The organism is Streptomyces sp. NPDC002809, assembly GCF_040295435.1.
Lineage (GTDB): Bacteria > Actinomycetota > Actinomycetes > Streptomycetales > Streptomycetaceae > Streptomyces.
On record NZ_JBEOVJ010000176.1, the window covers coordinates 1 to 2079 of the forward strand.

Below are 2079 nucleotides of genomic sequence, written 5' to 3' on the forward strand. Positions count from 1 at the left end.
GCCGGGCCGCGCCCCCCCCCCCGGCGGCCCCCCCCCCCCCCGCGGCTCTCTTTGTGCGTGGGCCTTGGCGGCCGGGCCGCGCCGGGGTGGGGCCATGCGTGGGGGCCGGCCCTGCGGAACCGGCCGTTCCGGCATCGAGCCCGTCCGAGCAGGCGTTGAATGTGTTCTCGATCGCCGGACGGGCTTGTCGTGGCCGACCGAACGGGCTCGATGCCGCCACCCCACCCCGGGCTCGACGGTGCACTACGGCACCAAGGCCTGACGGGGTTACGGGGGGACGTCACGGATTACGGGGGCGGGGCGTGACGCGGTCACGGGGTCTCGGCGGTTTGGCGGTGTTACGGGGCGGAGGGTGGGCGCCGGTCGCCGTTCGGACGGGGGGGGTCCTCGCGGACCACCTCGCCCGAAATGACCTTTCCGCCCGGGCCTGAGGGCTCCTCGCGGATCACCTCGCCCTGGACGACCTTGCCGTCCGGGCGGTGCATACGAGCTTGCGTGAACGCGTCCGAGAGGCTGCCGGGGCCGGCCGCCCTCATGCGCCGTTCCAGTGAGCGCTCCGCGTACCTGCTGAGTGCCGACCGGACCGGCGGCACCAGGAGCAGCAGTCCGGCCGCGTCCGAGATCATCCCCGGAATCATGATCAGGAGACCGGCGAGCATCAGGAAGCCGTTGCCCCGGGTGCTCGAAGGGGCGGGCGACGAGCCACCGGCCCCCGGCTGTCCCGGCATCTGCTGGAGCGTCTCGGTCAGATTGCGAAAGGCCCGGCGGCCGGCCCGCTTCATCACCACGGCCCCGAGTACGACGCCCGCGACCAGGAGCAGCAGCACGGTGAACCCGCCTGCCGCGTCGGCCACCACGATGAGCAGCCAGATCTCCAGCACCGCCCAGGCGGCGATGGCGAGAGGTACGAAGGTCCGGGCGCGCGAGCGCCTGCGGGCGGTCGGGGGCGGTGTGCCGGTCGTCATGCTCCCAGTGTGCCTGGACCGGCGTCCGAACGGGGTAAGGGGGCGCCGGCGGCCTGTCCCCGCTCCCGCGTCAGGTGGTCCGGCGGCCGAGCGCTCGGTTCGTACGCGTGGTGACGCCCCACGCGGTCACGCGCCAGAGCGCCTCGACCAGGATGTCGCGGCTCATCTTGGAGTCGCCGACCTCCCGGTCCACGAAGGTGATCGGGACCTCGACGACATGGAAGCCGGCGTCGATCGCGCGGCGGGCCAGGTCAACCTGGAAGCAGTAGCCCTGCGAGGCGACCTCGTCCAGGCCGATTCCCTGCAGCGTCTCGGTGCGGAAGGCCCGGTAGCCACCGGTGACGTCCCGCGTCTGCAGTCCGAGCATCAGCCGGGAGTACGTGCTGCCGCCGCGGGAGATCATCTCGCGGGACTTGGGCCAGTTGACCACTCGCCCGCCCGGGACCCAGCGGGAGCCGAGCACCAGGTCCGCACCCTTGAGGGCGGTGAGCAGACGGGGCAGCTCTTCCGGCTGGTGGGAGCCGTCGGCGTCCATCTCGACGAGGACGCCGTAGTCGTGGTCCATGCCCCAGCGGAAGCCGGCGAGGTAGGCGGCGCCGAGCCCTTCCTTGCCCTTGCGGTGCAACACGTGGACCTGGTCATCGGTCGCGGCGAGTTCGTCGGCGAGCTTGCCGGTGCCGTCCGGGCTGTTGTCGTCGGCGACCAGGATGTCAGCCTCCGGCACGGCGGCACGCACCCGGCTGACGATCGGCTTGATGTTCTCGGCCTCGTTATAGGTCGGAATGATCACCAGTGCTCTGCCGAGCGGGCCGTATCGCCTCTGACCGCCGTCGTTCACTTACTGCCCCTTAAGTCCGTACGCAGATGCACACCATATCGAGCGCGGCACGATCGCTGACCGACCCGGTCGAGTGGCGTGGGAAGCGGTGGCGGACAGAAGAGCGGAAGTACGGACAGAACTGCGGATCGGGGCCCGGCGCCCTTCGGGCCGACCTGGGACCCGCCGGCTGCGGATCGACCTAGGCCGTGTATCGAAAGTAGATCTTGGGCTGTGAATGATCACGGTTCATGGGGCGGGGAGATCTGACGGACGGGCAGTGGGCAGTGCTGGAGC

2 protein-coding genes are annotated in these 2079 nt (G+C 71.1%); both read right to left on the reverse strand.

Annotated features, from left to right (window positions below; translation table 11 throughout):
- Positions 1-338: 338 nt before the first annotated feature.
- Entirely contained in the window at positions 339-965 is a 627-nt protein-coding gene (fxsA, locus tag ABT025_RS39370) for an FxsA family membrane protein (RefSeq protein ID WP_351003637.1), read from the reverse strand.
- Between the two features lie 70 nt (positions 966-1035).
- Positions 1036-1803, reverse strand: coding sequence for a polyprenol monophosphomannose synthase (locus ABT025_RS39375; protein WP_351003638.1), 768 nt, complete (start codon positions 1801-1803; stop codon positions 1036-1038).
- Positions 1804-2079 lie beyond the last annotated feature (276 nt).

Excerpts from the sequence above, each read along its gene's own strand:
- fxsA (WP_351003637.1), bottom strand. The coding sequence starts at position 965 with ATGACGACCGGCACACCGCCCCCGACCGCCCGCAGGCGCTCGCGCGCC.